Origin of the sequence: Paenibacillus pabuli NBRC 13638 (assembly GCF_001514495.1) — a bacterium.
GTDB classification, from domain to species: Bacteria; Bacillota; Bacilli; order Paenibacillales; family Paenibacillaceae; genus Paenibacillus; species Paenibacillus pabuli.
The window spans coordinates 219768-237579 of the sequence record NZ_BCNM01000010.1; the positions used below are offsets into that span (position 1 = coordinate 219768).

Here is a 17812-nt window from a genome sequence, read left to right on the forward strand (position 1 = left end):
CATAGCACAACTTCAATAAAGTTTTGAAAATCCTTTATGGTATTAAATTAATCTAAGGCAGTTCAGAGAATCTTTCTGAACTGCCTTTTTACCATGTTCATGAGAAAATGCTTAGGGCAGTCATCATTTCCCGAAATGATACGGCATATCGGTCAGGTGAGAAGGAAAGGGCCATATGTTGTCTGCCCTGAATGCGGATATATTCCCTTAGTTCGGTGTTGCGCATAAGGTCAACGGCTTCAGATACAGCAGCGTTCACGTTGCCAACCGGATAGAATTTTCCCGTTCTGTTATGTGTGATAAAGGAACGGACGCCATCTGAATCCGTGCTGAGCACCGGGCAGCCGCAACTGATGGCTTCTGCAACGGCGTATCCAAATCCCTCAAGCAGGGAAGTGGACAGCATAATTCCCCCGGAAGCTGCAATCATGGAATAGAATGTGGGCATCTCGGAATGAGGTACGTTGATAAAAATACCAATCCGATCTTCGAGCCCGTACTCCGCGAGCATGTGTCGGAACATGACCTCATCTTCGGGGTTAGCCAAAGTGGGATCGTGGAATAACCATAGTCTGGCTTTTGGAATTTTTTTAATGATTTTTCTGGATATCTTCAAATATTCCCGCCAATTTTTGTTGTGTTCCAGCCTTCCCACCCATGCAAGTACCGGATAGGGCGGGGTATCCACCGAAATTGGGGCAAATGTATTGGTATCCAGCATATTGGGAATGACAAACCGATGAAGCCAAGGGCACAGATGGATGAACAGCTCCAGTAAATGATCCGTTGGAGGAATGACCGCAGCATTACAGTGGGCTTGCAGATAAGGCATTCCCATTTGGATCGTTTCCAAAGCTTGTTCACGTGTCCCGAGACCCTGTGCTTCATAGATAATTCGACCGTTAAACCCGAGGGCTCTTAATCTGCCCGGCATGGCAATATCCGAGGTGACAATAATGGCATCATATTGATGGTGATGAATCAGATTCTGAATCTCTTCATCACTGGAAGCGGTGAAGACCGGCATGTTGCTATGGTTCTGCATTCCCGAGCCAGGGTACAGATACAACACATGCGCTTCGATGCCGTGGCGTTGGAGTACAGCGGTACGCAATCGGTTTAACGTATCTACACCGCCGCTTGGAACAAAAAATGTGAATAGTACTTTCACACGGTTCACCCTCTGACTTTTGTGCAGGTGCTGATGCTCCTGTACTGTATGGTACGTTGCCCCAGAGTACAGGGTGTGGGTGAATGAAGAGGTGTTCACGATTTAGACACATATTTTTAAGCTCTCTTTTAAGTGACCTTAAGCTGTATTTAGGATACAGCCCGTAAGATACAAGGAACTTCCCGTGTTGACCATCTGAAGAAAGCGATGATGGCACACGGGTATTTTAACGGGAAAGGATGAATGATGTGCTCGAAGTGAAACAGGTAAGCAAAGTATTTGATGGACGGCGCGGCGTGCATCAACTGGATTTCACCATGGAGCGCGGTGAGATTGTTGGCTTTTTGGGACCGAATGGTGCCGGAAAAACAACAACAATGCGAATGATCACCGGATATTTGCATCCAACAGCTGGCTCCATCGCAGTGGATGGCATACTCGTGCACGATCAGGGCCGGAGCGTTCGCTCCAAAATCGGTTATTTACCGGAGACACCACCGCTTTATCCGGATATGACGGTGCAATCGTACCTCAAATTCGTCGCCAAATTGAGAGATGTCCCGGCACGTGAAGTGAAATTGCGGGTCAGTGAGATGGTTAGCAGGTTGGGTCTTCAGGATCGGGAAAAACAACTGGTTCGCGGGCTGTCCAAAGGGTACAAACAACGTCTTGGGCTGGCAGGAGCCATTATTCACAAACCGGACCTGCTCGTGCTGGATGAGCCGACTTCAGGTCTCGATCCGAATCAGATTATAGAAATACGGGATCTGATCCGTGAGCTGGGTGAGAATCATACCGTGCTGCTCAGTACACATATTTTGCCGGAAGTAAGCGCGCTTTGTAACCGCATGTTGATTATTAACCAGGGACAGCTTGTATTGGACGGTTCACCGCAGCATTTTGGCTCATCCATGGGTGAACAATTCAAAGTATCGATTGAAGTGAAAGCTACAGAGCAGCAATTACATAACCTGCTGACACCTTGGGAGAAGGTTCGGAGCGAAGTCATTCAATCAGCGGATGGACAGGCGTCTGCCGATTCTGCTGATACGGTCAAAATGGTGCTTACCGGCGAATCCTCGGATGATTTTCGGGAAGAACTGTTCTATCTTTTGTCCGGTGCAGGCCTGCCAATCCTGGAGATGAAGAAAGAAAATCTCAGTTTGGAACAAATATTCCTGAAGCTCACCACAACGGAATCCGAATCCGGGCCGGAACTGGTAGCACAGGAGCCTGAAGCTGATAAAGCGCAGCTCGCCAATCTGGCGGCAGATGCAGAGGTCGATTCGGACACTGCTTCAGATCTGAAACAGACGACTCATTCCGAGAGAGCTTCATCTGATTCCCGCACAGGGGAGGATTCCAAATGAGACGAATGATGGCAGTTTGCAATAAAGAACTTCAGGCTTATTTCCTGTCACCGACGTCGTATTTTGCTTTTGCCGTGTATGTACTTATGACAAGCCTGTTGTTCTATTCCAGCTTTGTGTATTACCAGCCAAGCATTGTGGATTACCGTCTGGTGCTGGGGGATACGTTATCCATGCTGCTTTTTGTGGTACCGCTGCTGACCATGAGACTGGTGGCCGAGGAATTCAGGCAGGGGACGGATGAACTATTGCTGACTTCACCTGCACGGGTGACAGAGATTATTTTTGGCAAATATCTGGCGTCGCTCGCCATTCTTGTTGTATTGATCCTGTGCAGTCTGGTTTACCCGTTAATCATGTCCTTCTTCGGTGAACTGGATCTGACCTCGGTATGGTTGTCTGCGCTGGGTCTCTTCTTCCTGGGCGGAAGCATGATGGCGATTGGACTGTTTGCTTCTACACTATCCCAGCATCAAATGGTATCTGCGGTAGCCGGTTTTATTATATTGCTCGTATTGTGGATGCTTGATTCATTTGCAGGCAATACCGGATCGGCGTTACAGCAATGGCTGGACCCTTTTGCACTGACGAATCGGTTTGACAGCTTTACGAAGGGTGTACTTAGTGGCCCGGATATATTGTATTATGTAACGCTCTCAGGTGTGTTTCTGCTGTTAAGCATTCAGATTGTGGAACGGAAGCGGTGGAGGTGAGAAGATGAAAAAATGGTTAAGTCATACCAACAGTACCGTGCTGTCTGTAGCGATTATTGGCATCTTTATTTTGCTGACCCTGTTCCTGAATTCACTTGGGGGCTTCCAGCTGGATCTGACCTCCAACAAGCAATACACCTTATCAGACCAGTCACTTACTGCGATCAAAAACGTAAAAGAAGACGTCAACATCCTGGTGTTAACCGTCGAAAATGCCAACAATACGGTCTTGAACCGCGAAGTGACGGACATGGTTCAGGAATATACAAAACGCAACAGCAAATTGACGATGAAGCAATACAACCTGACTCAGGAACCAGCGCTGGCCTCGAAATATGGGATCACAGGCAGCTCAATCGTATTGGAACAGGGGAATCAAAACAAAGTCATTGACATCGCGAGCCTGTTTACGGCTGTAGGTGATGGTAGTGATGGATCGTACCAGTTCACGGGTGAGGAGAAGCTGACACAAGCTTTAATCAATCTGTCTTCGACGGAAACGAACAAAATGGTCTTCCTCACAGGGCATGAAGAGCTTGGTCTGGATCAGCTGACTACGCTGCGCTCATCTCTGGAGCAGAATAATGTCACAACAGAAGAACTTCAGCTAAATCAGGCAGGTCAGGTTCCAGAAGATGCCGACGTGCTTGCTATCATCGGTCCACAGCGGGATATCAGTAATACCGAACTAAAGGCTATTCGGACTTATTTGAGTAACGGAGGCAAGTTGCTGTTGTCTCTTGGATTTCATCAGGATATGAAAGTGACATGGAAAAATATCGATGCACTCATGACGGATTATGGCGTTGTTGATGAGCATGCCGTCATGGTGGATAACCAACAGGCCAGCACAATGGGCCCGCTATGGGTCGTGCCTGAGTATGGGACACATGCCATCACGGATAAGCTATCAGAGAGCAAGCTATATCCGATGTTATCCCTGTCCGTTGCGTTGACGAGCAAAGAGCAGGACAAATACAAGCTGTCACCTCTTATCCATTCGTCGAATGACAGTTATGGGGAGACCAATATCGCAGGACTATTACAAAATGAGACATCCAATGATCCGGATCAGGATGTACAAGGTCCTGTCGAACTTGGATATGCTGCGGATACAACCGACGGCAAACCAAAGGCTGTAATTTTGGGATCATCCATTTTCATGCAGGATTCGGAAATTGCGAATGGAGGCAATCGGGACTTTATCCTGAATGCCGTTAATTATCTGAGTGAAAAAGAAGATGGGGTGACCATCCGACCACGCGTACAATCCGGTTATCAAATGGCATACCTGAACGGCCAACAGGCCAGAACCATCTTCTTTGTGGCGATTGTCGCATTCCCGCTCATCTTTGTTATGATAGGTGTATTCTTATGGTGGAGGCGCAGACGCGTATGAAAAAATGGTTCCCAACGATTCTGGTCGTATTGGTCTTGATCATCGGCTGGGTCTATGCGGCCAGTCAGAATTATTTTCGTGAAGAGGAAGCAGAGAAGGTGAAATTGCTTGGCATCCAGTCTGGAGACATCCAATCCATCACGATTCATGACACCCCTGCGGGCACATCCAGTGCGACAAAGCCTTCCACCTCGCAGCTGGAACTAAAAAATGGCATTTGGAATATGGTGGAACCGAAGGATTATCCTCTGAATGGGTATACCGTAAGCAGCTGGCTTGATGCCTTGAGTGGTGCGGATCAGGAAATGGTTGTCGAGGAAAAACCGAAGGATCTCGATAAATATGGATTGGGTACAAATGCAGCGTTGCTGGACATTCAATTAAATGATAATCGTGTAATCAAGCTGACCATAGGAGGTCAGCTGCCAGCGGATGATGCTCGTTATGTGCGTGTAGACTCCGGACCCGTCGTTGCTGTGCAGACGGAAGTAATTAGCAATATTGAACGGTCACGACATGATCTGCTGGATACGACACCATTTAATCTGGATGAAGCGAATGTTACCTCGCTTGAATGGGAAGGCGAAGCAGCCACCTGGATGCTCAAATCTTCTCTTGAAGAGGATGCAGCAGAGCAGAAGTGGACGCTTAATGGCGAAGTGATTGAAGCTGCAGATGCTGTTTCGCTGATTGGCAAAATTAAAAATCTGTCCACTGCGGACGATGTTCGCAAAGCTTCTGAACTGAAAGGAACTGTGCCACGTTTTACATTATCGGTTGAGCAGACGGTGAATGGAGAGTCTGTTACGGATGTGTATCGGGGGCTTACTGTTCCATCGGAACCGGATCAGATCTGGGTGATTACACCCGATGGTCAGTGGGCTTATTCCATGGATACAGCCAGTCTGAAGGAAGCGGAGCAATTTCCGAATTCGATCAAGAATTCGGATACAGCGTCGTCTACTGGGAAGAACGCGGACAAGGGGACGTCATCCAAGTAATTGAATTGAAACTGAGCCTTTCATCTGATGAATGTTTCAACTGGATAAGTAATGAGGTTAAAGCGGTGCTGCACTTGTTGCAAGCACTGCTTTTTTTATGGAAAAAGAGAGGTGCAACATAAATACAGGTTGGTTGGTGTTCCATATCCTTTCAGCATAGCGCTACGTACAGGAGTGCATCCTATCTTTGTGACCAAAACCAACAACATTGGAGGATGAGACATGCCAGCAGCCAAAAAGGCGACAGCAATCAGCTTATCTTTGTCTACAGCAATTTTCGTAATGGCCGGATTAACGGGTTGTGGAACGAATACAAGAGATAATAATAATCTGCACACCCAAAGTGTTCGTCACGAAGTGAAAGGCATTAACCGTTATGGTGTTGAATCCAATGGGATGGATGGTATTCGTGCGAAGAGCTACCGGATGCATAATGTCACAGACCTGAAAGAAAGTCATGAGCTGGCAAAACGCATCAGCGAAATGAAAGAAGTGAAGTCAGCAAAAGTGATGCTGTCCGATCGTAACGCTTATGTTGCTGTCCGTTTGGCAGATGGTCACACTGGCAAATTGGAAAGCAAAATGAACGGCACCCACGGAAATCGCGCCAATGGTACCATGCGTACGGAAAGCTTAAATCAGGATATGGGCGGAATGCGTGTGAATGGTGATAACGGAACGCGGTCTCCATACAGCACCAGCGGCATCGCACCGGGATTGAACACGAATGCTGCGACAGATCGCAGCCACATGGGGAACGACCGCAGTATCTATGGTACCATGGGTACCGGATCTTATGGCATGATGCGTGGACTGACCAACAGTGGAAATGCAAACAATGGCAATGCACGTTCCATGAGCGATGGCCATTATGGGATGAAGAGTGAGACATCACGTGTGGACAGCACGGATGACAACACACCTGAAGAGATTAAATCCAAAATCTCGGCGAAAATAAAACAATTTGCACCTAACATCGAGAACGTATACGTATCATCTAATCCGGAATTTGTGGAGCATGTGGAGGGCTATGCCACAGATATTCGTAACGGCAAACCGGTTAGCGGCATGATTGATACATTCCAATCGATGGTTGAACGTATTTTCCCAACCAACACAATGAATCAACGTGATGGCGTTCATCATGATGGGATCCTGAACCGCAACAATGATGGCTTGATGAACCGCAACAATGACGGCATAATGAACCGGATGAATAATCGGTAATCTTAAGTTAAGTTGAACAAGTATGCCTTTGCGCGATGGGTAACATCAGCTGCAAGGGCATGTTTGTTTTGGATAAAAGACTGCCCATTTTTTTGATAATACTGAACCAACGCCCCTGACCTTACATAAGATGAGTTGACTGTATCCCCTTAACCTTGTTACACCAACACAACCCGAGCAAGGAGGGGTGAACATTGAAGGGTATCGATCATAAAAGCAAATTTCTGTTGACCCACCGTGAACGCGAAGTATTCGAATTACTGGTTCAGGACAAAACGACGCGTGACATCGCAGGGCAGTTATTCATCAGCGAGAAAACGGTGCGTAACCATATTTCGAATGTGATGCAGAAACTCAATGTTAAGGGTCGTTCGCAGGCAGTTGTAGAGCTGATTAAGCTCGGAGAACTGAAGATCTGACGCGATACTACACAGTTGATTGAAGCAGCATGAAAGTCTTTTTCTATTCTTCATCATGAAGAATGGGGAAAGGCTTTTTTGTTTTAGGTGAAAAGTAAAAACCAAGCGAATCCCTAAAGTGAAGGAATCGCTTGGTTTGAATAGATACTCTCAGAAGTCAGGATTCAGAAGTTGCTCATCGCAGTTGGCTATTTTTGTTAACTCAGATTTAGGGAAGCCAAGACGATTTGTCTTTTCGCAGCACCACCAGCAGGAACAATGTATTTTTCCTTTGGCAAAAATCCCTTCGAACTTGTAAGACCAACCGTACCGAATAGCAAGCTGTTTTTTACGTTGAATGACGCGCTTTCTGTGATGCCTGTAATAGGCTTGATTTCGTTCCTGAGATTTCATTGATCATCACGCTCCCTTGGTAAGAGGCTCGGCCCGCAGAAATCCCAAGGGGATATCAATTGCTACGGGCAGAGCGTGATGGAAATATTAATCATATATGGCATGATAGCTCACCTACATATTGTTATTGGCATGCTCCCGAATAAAGGATCTCCATTGTTTCTTTGAGAAAGGCTGATAGAAGAGCCGCTCCAATTCACCGTATTGTGTTTCATTTAGGTGCAGACAGAGTGCTTTTTTCGCAATTTTGGCAGCAGGTTTGGAGGAGGATTTGGTACCGCCAGTTTTACGTTTGATTGGAATATGAAATTTCAATAAATCTGCGAGGCTGCTCCAACCTTCCCAGCTTAGTCGTGCTCCGCGCTTCCAGTCGATGGCATACAGGGCATAGTATTTACGAGCTTCGATCTGTTTTATGGCAATAATCCAGGTGGAAGGAATCATTTTTTGACGTTGTCGTTGATTCATCAAGTGTACTCCTTCCTTGAAATGAACGATCCACTTCGCTTCAAAGTTTATCTCCAATATAAGCTGAATCCTGTTTTTTAATCAAGAAGATGCTTTCTCAATCTTTCATCATGCCTACGGCGAATAAGCAGTGAGAATCCACTTGATTTGCGACATAGTCTGAATTAAAATGAGGATATAAAAATAATTTTCTTAATTTATTATAATTTTATAAAAATAATTTTCAGAAAAAGGAGTGCTTATGGCAGCCATACTACATGCGTTGCGGCAAGAGCTGAAGGAACTTCCGTCTCAGGAACGACGAATAGCAGAGGTGATTTTACAGTCTCCATCCGATATTCCGGGCTGGACCATTAACCATCTTGCGCAGCAGAGCGGAACAAGCGCGGCTACGGTAACCCGCTTTTGCAAATCATTTCATTTTAAGGGTTTCCCTGATTTTAAAATGAAGCTGGCTGCAGAATTGTCCCATTCATCCAATGAAACGGCATATCAGGATATCGTGGCGGGTAATCCTTTATCCAAAATTGTGGAAGCGATCGAAGCCAATCATCTCGCATCCATTGCAGATACCACCCGCTTGCTGGATCTGGGCAGGCTGGAGCATGCAGTTCAGTTATTATGTCATGCCCGTCGCATTGATCTCTACGGGGTTGCAACCTCGTCCATTGTTACGCAGGATTTCTACCAGAAACTGGTGCGGATCGGCAAAAGCTGTACCGCCTTCTCGGATTCGCATATGCAAATTACGTCGGCTTCTTCACTAGGTGAAGGGGATGTGGCGATGGCGGTATCCTATTCGGGGGAAACGCCGGAGACGATTGATGCTTTGCATTGTGCCAAACAGGCGGGAGCTTCTACCATTTCGCTGACATCCTACGGGAATAACAAACTTGCGGGGGTGTCGGATATTCCGCTTTTTACATCCTCTCTGGAAGAAGGCATGAGGCGGGGGGATATGGCTTCACGGATTGCACTGCTGCATGTCATTGATATTTTGTTCACGGGTATGGTGAGTGCCGACTTTGACCGTTTTATCCCCAAATTGGAACAATCGTACCACAATGTACAGTCTTATCGAGTTCAACATAACGGAGGTGCCTAAGAAGATGAATATACGTATTTTTGAAAATGAAGAAGATTTGAATGCCACAGGTGCAGGTGTGATTGCCAGTTTGCTACAGACGAAACCCCGGGCTGTACTGGGGCTTGCGACTGGAAGTTCTCCTGTAGGTATCTATAAACAGCTTATTACGTTGTATCAGAAAGGTCTGGTCAGTTTTGCCCAGGCATCTTCCTTCAATCTGGATGAATATGTCGGTCTTCCTGTAGAGCATCGCGAAAGCTACCGCAGCTTTATGAATGAACAATTGTTTTCCCATATTGATATCGATCTCGCCAGAACCCAAGTGCCGGATGGGCAGGCTTCGGATTTGGGACAAGAATGTATTTCCTATGAACAACGGATTGACGATCGCGGGCCTGTAGATTTGCAGCTGCTGGGCATCGGGCATAATGGTCACATTGGTTTTAATGAACCTGGAACCGAGCTCACAGGACGGACACATGTGGTGGATCTCAAAGAAGAGACCAGAAAAGCAAACGCCCGCTTTTTTAATAATATTGAAGAAGTTCCGACGCAGGCAATCACGATGGGTGTAGGTACGATTCTAAAAGCCAAACAAATCTTGCTGATCGCTCGTGGTGAGGAGAAAGCCGAAATTATTCGTGAAGCCTTTATGGGGCCGATTACAACACAATGTCCCGCTTCGCTGCTGCAATGTCATCCGAATGTGGTGGTATTGCTGGACCGTGCTGCTGGGAGGTTGGTGAAATGAACGTAGAACCTATGGAAAACCAGGAGCAAGAGAATGAAAAAACCATTTCCCTTCTTCGAGGTAAAATCGTACTGCCCGATGGTGTAATGGAGGATGGTGTACTTGTCTGGACGGATGGAAAAATCCTTTATGCTGGCGCACCAGAGGGATTATCTGAACAGATTCGCCGTGAAGCCGTATCTGTGCCTGTTTCCAAGCATGGCGTCATTGTCCCTGGATTTATAGATATCCACGTACATGGTGGTAACGGAGAAGATTTTATGGACGCGAGTAAGGAAGTGTTGGATAAAATCACTTCATTCCACAGCACACAGGGGACTACTGCAATGCTGGCTACGTCCATGACAGCGCCCAAAGACAGTCTCGATCGGGTATTGTCTGAAGTGGACAGCTATCGTTCCGGCGACATGCCTTTTGCACAGCTGGAAGGTGTACATCTGGAGGGGCCTTTTTTCAGTCCCAAATGGCCCGGCGCACAAAATCCGGATCATATCGTACTGCCTAATGTATCCTGGCTCGAAGCTTGGGAAAAACAATATCCGGGTCTGATCCGTCAAGTTACCCTGGCGCCGGAACGTGAGGGAGCGCTGGAAGTCATTTCGTGGCTGCGCGAGCAGCGTATTACAGCGGCATTAGGGCATACGGATGCGACCTATGAAGAAGTACAGCTTGCGGTCGAAGCCGGGCTGCATCATGCAGTGCATACGTTCAATGCGATGACACCGCTCCATCACCGCAATCCCGGAGCCGCCGGAGCGGTGCTCAGTGATTCCCGCATCAGTGCAGAGGTCATTGCAGACGGTATCCATGTACACCCAGCGGCGATCTCCATCATCGCACAATTGAAGCAATCTACCGATCAGATCGTACTGATCACGGACGCGATGTCTGCTACCGGGCTGGATGATGGTGAATACAAAATTGGTGACCTGCCTGTGATTGTTAAGAAAGGTGTAGCACGTTTGAAAGACGGAGGCGCACTGGCAGGAAGCACGCTCACGATGATTCGCGGTTTCCGCTATCTGGTACAGGAAGTAGGCTTGAGTCTGAATGCAGCTTCACGCGCAGCGAGCCTGACCCCGGCACGTCTACTTGGGATCGACCACCGTACTGGTTCATTTGCTAAAGGAAAACAGGCAGATGTGGTTTTGCTGAATGGTGAGTTGGAGATTGAGCAAGTTTGGGTGAAGGGCATAAAGAAAAAATAATTCAAATATGACCCAGGATCAATCCGATTGCTGAGATTTTATAAGATGGATGTGTAGTTATAAATAGCCACTATCGATATGAGAACGATAGTGGCTATTTAGTTTTTTTTACATTTGTATGAAAATCTCAGAATTTTGCATTATTTTATATAAAAAAGTAATTAAATGCTACTAATTAGAAGATTTTGATATAAAAATATTGAAAATAAACCATCAACAATGTATATTTTATCTATCTTATTAAACCATTGGTTTATTTGAACGAATAGTATTGTTTGAATATATATTCAATTTGAATGATCTCTTTAGTGAAATTATCCCCAAATCAGAACTGTATAAGTTGCCTCTGTTCTTATAGCCCTTATTTTTTGTATAAAAGGTGAATAGCAATTTAAATCTACGTCCCAAGAAGAACATGTGGAAATTAGAAATTCAAAGGGGTGCTTTAGATGCCGAATGTATTTACTGGTAGAATTGATAATTTTCCAGAGAAAATATTACATGATGAAATTTTAGAGCCACAATTCATTTATGAAGTAGAAAATTTGTTGGAATACTACATCAATATTGAACAGGTTATGTTGTTAGAGTACGTGAAAATGATCTGTATTAGTAAAAGCCAAGGTGCCGAGATTAACGAGATTTTGAAATCTATTACGAAGGAAATATTAGTTGCCAGCCCTGAAAATAATATGTCCGATATTTTATTCGCAATCGAAAAACATGTTGAAAACTCTTTGACTGAGTCAGTTCCTTTCTGGCATGCGGATCGGAGTCGAAATGATGTTCAGGCATGCGCCCAACTTATGTTTGCTCGTCAAGAATTGTTAGAATTAATAACTAAGTTAGGTATCTTTATTGAGGAAATATTGAACTTAGCCAAGCAATATACAGATACCCCGATGCCTGGTTACACCCATTTCCAATCGGCACAGATTATTACCCCAGGATTTTACCTCTCTGCTATGGCTGATGAACTGATACAAATACATAGAAATTGGATGCATACCTACGACAATATCAACCGATCTCCGCTAACTGCCGGTGCAATGGCTGGAGTGGAGTTGGACTGGAATAGTGAGTCGCTTGCTAGCTTACTTGGTTTCAGGGGTACTTCTTCAAATGCTTTAAAATCGGTAGCCTCTAGGCAATGGATATTACAAATATCTGCCGAATTATCTGTTTTCTCCGTGTTAATTTCTAGATTTCTTACTGATCTTATGCTGTGGGGTAGCAGTGAATATCATTTTATTGACTTGCCAGGAAATCTATCGGGGATCTCCTCTGCAATGCCTCAGAAAAAAAATTTCCCTATCATTGAACGTATAAGAGGAAAATGTTCACATGTAGCTGCTTTTCATAACAATTTTATTTTGGGACAAAAAAATACTCCTTATACTAATCTGGTCGAAACCTCGAAAGAAAGCACTACTTACTTCATAGATCTTTCCCACACAAGCCAATCCATACTCACTCTATTAACACTCGTTATTCAACATTTAAGTTTTAACAAGGATAAAATGCTACATCTCTGTAAAAAAGATTATTTTGGCGGATTCAGTTTAGCAAATTTTTTAACGATTAGAGAAAACATTCCTTATAGAAAATCTCAAGTTATAACGGGTCGCTACATTATGGAAGCGATGCGTATGAATCTTTCACCCGAAGAATACAACGTCCACATCCTAGAACAAAAATGCGCTGAAGAAGGATTTAGTATCCACAACCCGACTGAAATACTCGCGTTGTCTTTTGATGTAGAGAATAACCTGAACTTGAAGAAATCCCACGGATCTACTAATCCCTCTATAGTACAAAAAAGTATTGATTTTCAACTGGAAGAGGTTACGAAGTGTAAGAGTAACTTGATGTCCAGACTAGCGAAACTATCAACAGCGGAAAGTGAAAGAGAAGATCAACTATCAAGTTTTTTGAACTAATAAAAATAGAATAAGTAATGAGAAAAAAACGGGTAGGGGGAACAAAATATGAATGAGAATATGGTAGATCTGATCGGTAATACGCCTCTAATTCAATTAAAGACGACGGCCACCCCAATACATCAAGGAAAGTTATTTGCCAAACTAGAACTGATGAATCCATTTGGAATGAAAGATCGAGTTGCCAAAAGAGTAATAGAATGTGCTAAGAAATCAGGAGTGTTGAAAGAAGGAGCCCCCATTATCGAAAGTTCTTCTGGAACCATGGCTTGTGGGCTTGCTCTGGTCGGGCGTTGTATGGGACATCCTGTACATATTGTTACAGACCCACGTATAGATAGAGTCACACATGCTAAGTTAGAATCACTGGGGTGCATTATTCATATTGTAACGAAAATGGGGTCAGAGGGAGGGTGGCAAACGGCACGTTTGGAATTGTTAGATACTCTACTACAGCAATTTCCTGATGCTTTTTGGCCGCGACAATATGAAAATCCTGAAAACCAAAATGCGTATGAGGATATGGCCATGGAGATAATGCAGGATATTGGTAGAGTAGACATTCTGGTTGGATCCGTAGGAAGTGGGGGTTCACTATCTGGAACAGCTCAAACGTTAAAAAAATATAATCCGAATTTGAAAGTGGTTGCTGTTGATGCCGTTGGTAGTGTGATTTTCGGTCAACCTGATCAACCAGGACGGCTACAGGGTGGATTGGGAAACAGCTTAATTGCCCCTAATGTTAATTTTAATATTATTGATGAAGTACATTGGTTAAACGATGAAGAAGCATTCAATGCTACCCTACAACTTGCTTTCCAAGAGCAAATCTTTGCAGGAAACAGTTCCGGATCCACTTATCATGTTGCTAAGTGGCTAGCAGAACAAGCAAAGGTATCCTGTAATGTCGTTGCGATTTTCCCTGATAGAGGAGATCGATATGCTAACAATATCTATAACCAAGAATACTATGAAAGAAATAACTTGTTTTTAGGAAAGATCAAAACGGCGCCTAGACGTATTGAACTAAATACGATTGCAGATTCTTGGGCGTATGCTACTCTGACAAAGGAGCAATGCAACAAACGCCTTGTGTTTATTGAATCGAATACAACAGGAACGGGGATGCAAGCACTAAGAAAAGCGAAGGATTTAAATTATGAACCTGTGTTGATCTCTAGGAATCCAGATTTATACCGAAATTTGGGTCATGATCATTGTGTTGTCGTTACCGCTGAGACGAATGATAAAGCAAGTTTGTACCAGGCTCTGGTTAAAGAGCATATCCAACCAATCGCAGGAGTTATGACTACAAGTGATTTTTACTTAGAAACGGTTGCTGAATTAGCTGAATATTTTGATATGAAAGGAAATAGCCGTGAGTCCATACATATTTGTCGGAATAAAGCTCTTTTCAGAGACAAACTTCAAGAGTGCAGCATTAAACAACCGAAATACGACATAATAAAATCGGAATCTGACTTGAATTCACTCCGTACTGAAATTGAATTCCCCTGTGTTTGTAAAGTTGCAGATGATAGTGGATCCAACAATGTACGCTTATGTTCTTCATGGGAAGAGTTAGAGGAACATGCTTTAAAGATCCTGAAAATTGAGTTCAACGGACGTGGTCAAAAAACAATGCAAACGGTATTAGTGGAAGAGTACATTCAAGGTCCTGAATTTAGTATTGAAATGTTCTCATGGGACGGCGTCCCGGAGTGTATTGGGATCACAGAGAAGGCTGTAACGGGAAGCCCCTACTTCGTTGAATATGCACATATATTCCCAGCGAAGCTTTCTAATGAAATGGAAAATCAGATGATAGAGATGGTCGCTTCAACACTTAAAGCCGTTAACTTCACTTATGGTGCTTCACATACTGAAATTAAACTAACGGACAGAGGCGTATATGTTATTGAAACGAATGCTCGTTTACCTGGAGGTATGATACCTGAACTTGTTAAGAATTCCACAGGAATAGATTTGCTAAACAGCCAAATTTTAAGTTCAGTAGGTGTAAAGCCGGAATTTATTAAAGAGAACTTAGGGGCATCAGGGATTTACTTTTTTACAGTGAAAGAATCAGGTATCTTACGCAGCATAAATAACTTGGAACAAATTACAGAGATGCCAGAAGTGAAATGTATCTCTATTCATGTGAATGAAGGAGAAGCGGTGCAGGCACCTGAAAATTTCTCGCATAGAATAGGGCATGTTATCGTTGCTGGAAGCTCGTATGAACAAGTGAATCAACTACTAGAGCAAATTGATCAGTTGATTACGTATTCTATCGACCCACTACCAGTTGGTCGAAAAACAATGTAAACATTCCGAATGGATAAGGAGCAGAATATGATTGAATTTAGAAGTGATACGTTTACTCTTCCAACACCAAGGATGATGGAGGCTATACAAAATGCAACTCTTGGAGACGATGTGTATGGTGAAGATCCTACAGTCAGAGCACTAGAGGAGGAAACCGCTTTAATCTTGGGAAAAGAAGCAGCGATTTTGATGCCTAGTGGTACAATGGCGAATTTGTCATCAATCATGGCTCACTGTCCAAGGGGGTCGAAAATTCTTGTGGGGGATGAAAGTGACATTTATATCTATGAAGCTGCAGGTGCTTCAGTATGTGGAGGCATTATGTACGAGAAAATTCCAACTATGTTGGATGGAACGCTGCGAATTCAAGATTTAGAAGAAGTATTTCCAAAGGATATGGACGACCCACAATTTGCGATTCCATCATTAATCTGTATTGAAAACACGCATAATCGAATGGGGGGAAGGGTCTTACCCTTATCGTACCTCGAGGAATTGAAGTTATTTTCAGTGGATAAAAATATACCTGTGCATATGGATGGAGCAAGGCTTTTTAATGCAGCAATTTCTCTAGGGGTCGAACCAAAGGTAATTACTGAATATGCAGACACCGTACAAATCTGTTTATCTAAAGGGTTGTCTTCTCCGATCGGTTCTATGGTTGCAGGTTCAAAAGAGTTTATCAATAAAGTGTATCGAATCCGCAAAATGTTAGGGGGAGGAATGAGACAAGCAGGAATCATAGCAGCTCCAGGATTAATAGCGTTAGAAGAAAGCATCAGAAGATTAACTGTGGATCATGAACATGCGAGGCTGCTGGCTGAAGGTTTAGCCAATATACCTGGAGTCATTATAGATATTGAAAACGTCGAAACCAACATTGTATTCTTTCGTATTGATCCATCCAAGCTAACAACAGATACCTTTATCAAGGAAGCACATGGGAGAGGGCTTAATCTGGCTGAACTGGGCACTGACAGAATTCGAGTAGTTACTCATTCAGGTATTAACTCTACTGATGTTGAAAAAACACTTAAAATAATACATTCCATTTTGGCTGGGTAAGACGAAGGAAATGATTATTATTCGCTGAAAAGAGGGAGGGTACTATGTCAGTAGCTTTAATTTTTCCAGGGCAGGGTTCTCAATATATTGGTATGGGAAAAGAACTGTGTACATCATTTTCACTAGCAAACCAGACAATTGAAGAAGCAAGTGAAATCATCAACATGGATATAACAAAATGCTGGAGGGCGGATTATAACCTAAATAATACTCGGGAAGCACAGCCCATGATTCTCGCCGTCACTATTGCAGCGTTTCGAGTATATCAAAATGTAATTGGATCAAGACCGTCCGTAGCTGCTGGTCATAGTTTAGGAGAGTACGCTGCTTTGGTCAGTAGTGGACACTTCTCATTTAAGGATGCTTTGAACATTGTTAAAGCACGAGGCGAATTGATGCAAGCAGCCTCTGATCAGTTTCCTGGGCAAATGATTGCGATAATGCATTCCAATTATTCAGATGTAGAAGAAATTTATGATCGTACAAGGAGACGTTGGAGAGATCTAACTCTCGCATGTGATAATTCAAAATTACACAAGGTATTTTCGGGAACTACTGAAGCTACAGGAATGTTCATAACCCAACTTGAAGAGAAAAATATCCATTATAAAGTGATCAGTAATTCAGGAGCATTTCATAACGATACAATGCAAAGTGCAGCAAATAAAATGTTCGATGTATTAAGTAATGTAGAGGTGAATAAGGGGGATTTCCCAGTTTTATCTAACGTGGATGCTCTTCCTCATACGCTGAATACGTTGAAAAAAATGTTGGTGTTGCAAGTTACCAAACCGGTTAGATGGAGAGAAACAGTGGATAACTTAGTCAGATATGGTGCAAAAATCTTTGTCGAAATTGGACCAAGAAAAGTATTAGGAAATATGATCGATCCAAATAAGAATAGTTTTAAATTTTTATCTTTTAGTACAAGCAAAGATGTGGATCATGTGAGATCTATATTAGAAATATATACCAATGATTCGGAAGAAAATAAATATGATTTTTCGTTTATTGATGAGTTTTTGAATCACAGTATTGTGATGAAAAATCATAACCATACAAATTCCAATAATTCCCAAATTTATGAAATCTATCGAAAAATAGAAGATTTGAAAAATAACAAAAACAATAATGAAAATGTAGATGGGCAAATAATCCAATATGTGTTGGAGATATGCAGTTTAAAGAATGTTCCATTGGAAGAACAAGAAAGTCTGATAAAGAATTTGTTGAGAAAAACACGCCTAAAATAAAATTTCAGTGGGAGTTGTT

General features: G+C 43.5%; 16 protein-coding genes and 1 pseudogene. 14 read left to right on the plus strand and 3 right to left on the minus strand.

The annotated features are described in order from the left end of the window. Positions 1-97: 97 nt before the first annotated feature. Positions 98-1171, minus strand: coding sequence for a glycosyltransferase family 4 protein (locus tag PPA03S_RS15430; RefSeq protein ID WP_068964120.1), 1074 nt, complete (start codon positions 1169-1171; stop codon positions 98-100). Positions 1172-1419: 248 nt separating this feature from the next. Here PPA03S_RS15430 and PPA03S_RS15435 point away from each other — a divergent pair, with 248 nt between their 5' ends. The 6 genes from PPA03S_RS15435 (at position 1420) to PPA03S_RS15460 (ending at position 7300) form a co-directional block, all read left to right on the plus strand. Next, positions 1420-2541, plus strand: coding sequence for an ABC transporter ATP-binding protein (locus PPA03S_RS15435; protein ID WP_068964122.1), 1122 nt, complete (start codon positions 1420-1422; stop codon positions 2539-2541). Continuing rightward, positions 2538-3254, plus strand: coding sequence for an ABC transporter permease subunit (locus PPA03S_RS15440; RefSeq protein WP_062324188.1), 717 nt, complete (start codon positions 2538-2540; stop codon positions 3252-3254). Before PPA03S_RS15435 ends, PPA03S_RS15440 begins: the two co-directional genes overlap by 4 nt. Before the next feature lie 4 nt (positions 3255-3258). Continuing rightward, a complete protein-coding gene (locus tag PPA03S_RS15445; protein ID WP_062324189.1) occupies positions 3259-4653 on the plus strand; it encodes a GldG family protein in 1395 nt (464 codons plus the stop codon). Continuing rightward, positions 4650-5654 (plus strand): DUF4340 domain-containing protein, encoded by a 1005-nt coding sequence (locus tag PPA03S_RS15450; protein ID WP_062324190.1) that lies wholly within the window; start codon positions 4650-4652, stop codon positions 5652-5654. Before PPA03S_RS15445 ends, PPA03S_RS15450 begins: the two co-directional genes overlap by 4 nt. A 222-nt stretch (positions 5655-5876) precedes the next feature. Continuing rightward, positions 5877-6881 carry a YhcN/YlaJ family sporulation lipoprotein gene (locus tag PPA03S_RS15455; protein WP_062324191.1) on the plus strand — a complete coding sequence of 335 codons (1005 nt, stop codon included), beginning with the start codon at positions 5877-5879 and terminating at the stop codon, positions 6879-6881. 194 nt (positions 6882-7075) lie between these two features. After that, complete coding sequence (locus PPA03S_RS15460; protein WP_017692532.1) at positions 7076-7300, plus strand: helix-turn-helix domain-containing protein; 225 nt, start codon at positions 7076-7078, stop codon at positions 7298-7300. A 150-nt stretch (positions 7301-7450) separates the two neighbouring features. Here the strand turns inward: PPA03S_RS15460 and PPA03S_RS33690 are convergent, their stop codons facing one another. Next, positions 7451-7693, minus strand: a complete 243-nt coding sequence (locus tag PPA03S_RS33690; protein WP_217998943.1) for a hypothetical protein — start codon at positions 7691-7693, stop codon at positions 7451-7453. Between the two features lie 114 nt (positions 7694-7807). Next, positions 7808-8161, minus strand: a complete 354-nt coding sequence (locus PPA03S_RS15465) for a hypothetical protein (protein WP_062324192.1) — start codon at positions 8159-8161, stop codon at positions 7808-7810. Between the two features lie 241 nt (positions 8162-8402). Here PPA03S_RS15465 and PPA03S_RS15470 point away from each other — a divergent pair, with 241 nt between their 5' ends. The 8 genes and pseudogenes from PPA03S_RS15470 to PPA03S_RS15500 all read left to right on the plus strand — a co-directional run bounded on the left by PPA03S_RS15470 (position 8403) and on the right by PPA03S_RS15500 (position 17793). After that, the gene (locus tag PPA03S_RS15470) at positions 8403-9266 is read left to right on the plus strand and encodes a MurR/RpiR family transcriptional regulator (RefSeq protein WP_062324193.1); all 864 of its coding nucleotides are present in this window, start codon (positions 8403-8405) and stop codon (positions 9264-9266) included. Positions 9267-9270: 4 nt separating this feature from the next. Next, positions 9271-9999, plus strand: coding sequence for a glucosamine-6-phosphate deaminase (gene nagB / locus PPA03S_RS15475; protein WP_062324194.1), 729 nt, complete (start codon positions 9271-9273; stop codon positions 9997-9999). Next, on the plus strand, positions 9996-11207 hold the full coding sequence (gene nagA, locus PPA03S_RS15480) for an N-acetylglucosamine-6-phosphate deacetylase (protein ID WP_245683630.1): 1212 nt from the start codon (positions 9996-9998) through the stop codon (positions 11205-11207). The genes nagB and nagA overlap by 4 nt, the downstream gene beginning before the upstream one ends. A gap of 449 nt (positions 11208-11656) precedes the next feature. Continuing rightward, complete coding sequence (locus PPA03S_RS15485; protein ID WP_062324195.1) at positions 11657-13147, plus strand: argininosuccinate lyase; 1491 nt, start codon at positions 11657-11659, stop codon at positions 13145-13147. 48 nt (positions 13148-13195) lie between these two features. After that, positions 13196-14251, plus strand: a pseudogene (locus tag PPA03S_RS33695) (PLP-dependent cysteine synthase family protein); the annotation flags it as partial. 258 nt (positions 14252-14509) lie between these two features. After that, complete coding sequence (locus tag PPA03S_RS33700) at positions 14510-15475, plus strand: ATP-grasp domain-containing protein (RefSeq protein WP_245683633.1); 966 nt, start codon at positions 14510-14512, stop codon at positions 15473-15475. A 27-nt stretch (positions 15476-15502) separates the two neighbouring features. Continuing rightward, a complete protein-coding gene (locus tag PPA03S_RS15495; protein ID WP_062324197.1) occupies positions 15503-16540 on the plus strand; it encodes a GntG family PLP-dependent aldolase in 1038 nt (345 codons plus the stop codon). Between the two features lie 44 nt (positions 16541-16584). Further along, positions 16585-17793 carry an ACP S-malonyltransferase gene (locus tag PPA03S_RS15500; protein ID WP_062324198.1) on the plus strand — a complete coding sequence of 403 codons (1209 nt, stop codon included), beginning with the start codon at positions 16585-16587 and terminating at the stop codon, positions 17791-17793. Positions 17794-17812 lie beyond the last annotated feature (19 nt).